The sequence below is a fragment of the Saccharopolyspora sp. NPDC002686 genome, assembly GCF_040295745.1.
GTDB lineage: Bacteria > Actinomycetota > Actinomycetes > Mycobacteriales > Pseudonocardiaceae > Saccharopolyspora > Saccharopolyspora oryzae.
The window spans coordinates 1-4,828 of sequence record NZ_JBEOVY010000473.1; the positions used below are offsets into that span (position 1 = coordinate 1).

At 71.5% G+C, this 4,828-nt stretch carries 4 protein-coding genes; all 4 read right to left on the reverse strand.

Annotation, left to right across the window (positions count from 1 at the left end):
* Positions 1-50 precede the first annotated feature (50 nt).
* Complete coding sequence (locus tag ABTZ89_RS35760) at positions 51-1,277, reverse strand: S8 family serine peptidase (protein WP_351053344.1); 1,227 nt, start codon at positions 1,275-1,277, stop codon at positions 51-53.
* Between the two features lie 325 nt (positions 1,278-1,602).
* Positions 1,603-2,784: a GNAT family N-acetyltransferase gene (locus ABTZ89_RS35765; RefSeq protein WP_351053347.1), complete on the reverse strand. Its 1,182-nt coding sequence runs from the start codon at positions 2,782-2,784 to the stop codon at positions 1,603-1,605.
* Between the two features lie 43 nt (positions 2,785-2,827).
* Positions 2,828-3,391 (reverse strand): DUF4333 domain-containing protein, encoded by a 564-nt coding sequence (locus ABTZ89_RS35770; RefSeq protein WP_270953110.1) that lies wholly within the window; start codon positions 3,389-3,391, stop codon positions 2,828-2,830.
* Between the two features lie 104 nt (positions 3,392-3,495).
* Positions 3,496-4,828: DEAD/DEAH box helicase (locus tag ABTZ89_RS35775; protein ID WP_502949648.1), on the reverse strand; the 1,333-nt coding region annotated here is incomplete at its 5' end.

The window sequence follows — 4,828 nt, forward strand, 5'->3', positions numbered from 1 at the left end:
GCGTAACAGTGTTCGAACACTGTTACGCACTCACGACCGTCAGCGCCGGATCAGAAGTCGGCGACGTTCAGGAGCGGTTCCTGGATGCCGTCCGGATCCTGGGCCGGCCAGATCCAGTCCTTGGTGCCCGCCTGCCGGATCGCCTGCTTGACCTGGTCGGGACTGGCTCCCGGGTTCGTCGCCTTGTACAGCGCCGCCGCGCCTGCCACGTGCGGGCTGGCCATCGACGTGCCCGAGATCGTGTTGTACCCGCCGCCCTTCCAGGTCGACAGGATGCACGTGCCCGGTGCGATGACGTCGACGTCCGGGCCGAAGTTGGAGTAGTCGGCGATGGTGTCGTCCTGGTCCGCGCGGCAGGTCGACTGCCCGAGACCACCTGGTTTGCCGTCGAAATCGGCCAACGCGCTGGCGGTGATCACCTCGTCGTAGGCGGCCGGCGTCGACTGCGCCGCATCGGCGGCATCGTTGCCCGCGGCCACCACGAAGGTCACGCCGGCCGAGACCGCGCGGCAGATCGCCTGGTGCTCGACGTCTCCGTCGGTCTTGCCGCAGTTGCCGTCATCCGAACCGGCGCCGCCGAGGCTCATGTTGGCGACCTCGATCTCGTCGGCGTGCGCGGCCACGTAGTCGATCCCGCAGACCACGTCCGACGTGCTGCCCGCGCCTGCGTCGTTGAGCACCTTCACCGGCCAGATCCGGGCGCCCGGCGCCATGCCGACCACGCCCTGGCCGTCGTCCAGCGCGCCGATGGTGCCTGCGACGTGGCTCCCGTGGCCGTTGCGGTCGTCCGGGTTCAGCCCGAGCAGCGAGCAGTTCTTCGCACCTGCCCGGTTGACGTTGAGGTCCGGGTGGTCGAGGTCGACCCCGGTGTCGATCACCGCCACGTCGACGTCGACCCGATCGTCCTTGCCGTCGATGACCGCCGTCCCGCTCAGGTCGGCGTCGGCGCGGTCCACCCCGGTCGGCGTGGTCTGCTCGGTGGCCCGGACCTCTCGGTCCGGCTGGATCCAGGCCACCGACGGATCCCGCTCGAGCCGGTTCTTGGTGGACTCGGTCATGACGGCCGAATAGCCCGACACCGCCGATCGGTAGATGTGGTCGACCGACACCCCGAGCTGGTCGGTGTGCAGACGGGAGAGCAGGTTCGAATCCGCGCCGTCCTTGAGGACGACGATGTAGCGGCCCGCCGCGCCGCTGTCGAATTCCGCTTGAGCTGGGATGGCGCTCGCCCCGATCAGGGCGAACGCCGCGATCGCCGTACCAATGCTCCGTCTCATCGGACCTCCTGGTGAGCCATCGCTCGACGACTCCGTCCGACGCGGCGAACCCGCGCCGTGGTGCGGAGTAGTAAAAGCAGGAGGAACCGGGAAAGGGGAGAGCGCGAAGCGGAAGAGCACTCGAATGTCCGTACCCGGAAAGGAAACCCTGCTCCGTCTGGAGCAGACGCGACCAACCCGGAAGCGCAGACCTCGGAGCAGCAACTGCTTCTCCGTCAAGCATTTTCGGGCAGTTACTGCCACAACACGCGCAGCAGCGGTGATTTCCCGTGCGGCGACGTTCCACCTCCGACGAGGCGTCCACCGGTGGAACGTCGCCGTCAGGTCAGAATCCGGTTCCGCACCAGGGAGTTTCGAGCGTGGCGAAAAGCCGGTCGGCGTCGGCGATCGCCGCCGGGTCACGCACCTCGACGCGACCGGCCGCCACCAGGGCCGACATCAGTTGATCACCCAGGTACAGCGCGCCGAGCGTCGCGACGTCGAGGCCGAGCTGCGGCTCAGCGGTGGACCGCTCGACCCCGTCCGGGCCGATGCGGTAGCACCCCGCGTTGTCCGGCAAGAACTCGTCCCGCACCTCGACCACGACCGGCTCCGCAGCGCCGAACGTCCGCGCCCGCAACGCCGCGAGCACGTCCACCAGGCGCACCCACAGGTCGTCCTCGACCTCGGTCACCGCGCACCGGCGGCGATCGGTCAGCCACCACTCCAGCGGATCGTCCAGCGGCCGGACGTGACCCACCACGCGATCGACCAGGTCCACACCGAGCAGGAACCGCCACAGCTGCGCCGCCGCCGTCGCATCGGCGGTCTTCATGTCGTGGACGTCCAGCACGGCGAGCTCACCGCGCTTGGGCTCGTACACCGCGAAGCCGTCGTCCACGCCGTCCTCGCCGGTGTGCACCGCGATGAGGCAGCCGTCGCCGAGGTACTGCCGCATCCCCGACCACCACGCCTTGTCCCGACCGATCTGGCCCGGCCGGTCGATCCCGCACCGCTGGTAGATCTCCGGCAGCAGCGGTTCGGCCGCCTCCCAGTCCAGGACCCGCACCTCGCCGCCCCGCGGCGCGTCCTCGCGGAACACGACCCTCGCGCGCTCGAGCTCGACCTTCCGGTGCCGGCTCGCCACGCCGTAGCCGAACCGCTCGTAGATGGTGGCTTCCGAGGCGTGCAGCATCGCCACCGGTTCGCCGCGCTGCCGCACGTCGTCGAGCTGCGCCCGCATCAGCCCGCGCAGCACCCCGCGCCGGGTCCGGTCCGCACGCACACCGACCCCGGTCACCGCACCGGCCGGCACCCGCCCGCCGGGCACCGCGAGCTCGTTGGTCGTGGCCATCGCCGTGCCGGCCAGCTCGCCGCCGTCGAAAGCCCCGTGCACCCGGCCGAGCTCGTAGCGGCCGCTGCCCCGCGGCCAGTCCTCGTCCTTGACCGGTGGGAGCAGCAATGCCCGCCGGAACAGGTCATGGCTCGCCCGGAATTCCGCCTCCGCCAGTGCGCGTACTTCGATCACACCGCGATTGTCCCGATCATCCCCTTCCGGGGCGACCGATTTTTCACTTCGGGTGGCCGACCTCGTACACGCCCTTGTCGGTCTTGACGGTCACGGTGACGGTCTTGGGCTGGGAGTTGATCTGCACCTGGCAGTCGAAGCGGTTGCCGACCTGCACCGCCTGCCCGCTCGGGCAGGACACCGAACCGACCCCGGGCAGCCCGTAGGAGGTCTTCAGCGTCTGCTCGACGCCCTTCTCGACGCTGGAGGCGTCGAACACCGAGCGCACGAACCAGCCCGGCACGACGAAGCCCAGCACCAGCACCACGACGACCACGAGCAGCCCGGCCCCGCCGAGCACCCACGGCAGCGCGGAGCGCTTCTTGCGCTGCGGCGGAGCACCGAAACCGCCCTGCTGCGGGAACTGCCCGCCCGGCTGCTGGTGCGGCTGCTGGTAGGGCGGCGGGATCTGCTGCCCGTAGCCGTACTGCGGCGGCTGCGGCGGTGGCTGCGGTGCGAAGCCCGGCTGCGGGTAGCCCGCCCCGCCCTGCGGCATCCCGGCGTTCGGGGGCTGCTGACCCCAGTGGGGGTAGCCCCCCGGCTGGGGCGGGCCGTAGGGGGACGACATCTGCACCTCCGGACGAAGTTCCTCGCGACGATCGCGCGCCGCGGGGAAATCCAACCACAACCACCCGACCGCCCGAATCGGCCGGGCGGCGCCAACGGGACCGATCAGACCGCACCGGCCGCGACCACGCCGCGGCGGATCGCGCTGACCGCCTTCGCCGCGGCCGCGCCCACCGGGTCGGACACCCCGACCACCTCGCGGATCTGGTCCAGCAGGTCGATGACCTGGCGGCACCAGCGCACGAAGTCGCCCGCCGACAGCTCGTGCCCGCTGGACTCGGCCGCCGTGAGCACCTTCTCCAACGACTCACCGCGCGCCCAGCGGAACACCGGCCAGGCGAAGCCCGCGTCCGGCTCGCGCGTGCGGTTGAGCTTGTGCCGCCGCTCGTCGTCCTCCAGCTCCGCCCACAGCTGCCAGGTGGCCTCCAGGGCGTCGCTGACCGACCCGTGCGGCACCTGCGGGGCGAGCCCCTCGCGCCGCGACTCGTACACCAGCGACGACACCACCGCGGCCAGCTCGGCCGGGCCGAGCCCGCGCCAGGTGCCGACCCGCAAGCACTCCGCGGCCAGCAGGTCGGACTCGCTGTAGAGCCGGGACAACCGCCGCCCGTGCTGGGTGACCTGGCTGTCCTCCCCCGCCTCGGCGGGCAGGTAGTCGCGTTCGGTCAGCAGTGCGACGATCTTGTCGAAGGCGCGGGCCAGCGAGTGCGTGGTCGCGGAGACCTTGCGCCGCAGGTTCTCGTTCTCCGTGCGCAGCCGCTCGTAGCGCTCCGCCCAGCGCGCGTGGGCCTCCCGCTCGTCGCAGCCGTGGCAGGGGTGCGCCTTCATCGCGCGCCGCAGCGCCGCCAGCTCCGCGTCGTCGGTGGCGTCCGAACGCCGCCTGCCGCGACCACCGGACGGCGACAGCCCCGTGTTGCGCAGCGTCGAGGCCAGGTCGCGGCGGGACTTCGGGGACCGGGTGTCGACGTGCTTGGGCAGCTTGAGCTTGCCCAGCGGCTCCACCGGCGAGGTGAAGTCGGCGACCGACAGCCGCCCCGACCAGCGGTCCTCGGTGACCACCAGCGGTCGCGGCTCGCCCATCGGCTCCAGCCCCGGGTCGATGACCACCGCCAGCCCCTCCCGGCGTCCGGCCGGGATCGCGATCACGTCGCCCTTGCGCAGCTTCTCCAGCGACTTGGCCGCCTCCGCGCGCCGCGACTGCCGGTTCTGCCGGGCCAGGTGCTTCTCCCGCTCCGAGATCCGGCGGCGCAGCTGGAAGTACTCGTCGAAGTCGCCGAGGTGGCAGTGCATCGACTCGGCGTAGCCGGCCAGCGCCTCGTTGTTGCGCTCCACCCGCCGCGACAGCCCCACCACCGACCGGTCTGCCTGGAACTGCGCGAAGGACTGCTCCAGCAGGTCCCGAGCCGCGTCCTGCCCGACGCGCTGCACCAGGTTGACG

Excerpts from the sequence above, each read along its gene's own strand:
- ABTZ89_RS35760 (WP_351053344.1), bottom strand. The coding sequence starts at position 1,277 with ATGAGACGGAGCATTGGTACGGCGATCGCGGCGTTCGCCCTGATCGGG.
- ABTZ89_RS35770 (WP_270953110.1), bottom strand. The coding sequence starts at position 3,391 with ATGTCGTCCCCCTACGGCCCGCCCCAGCCGGGGGGCTACCCCCACTGG.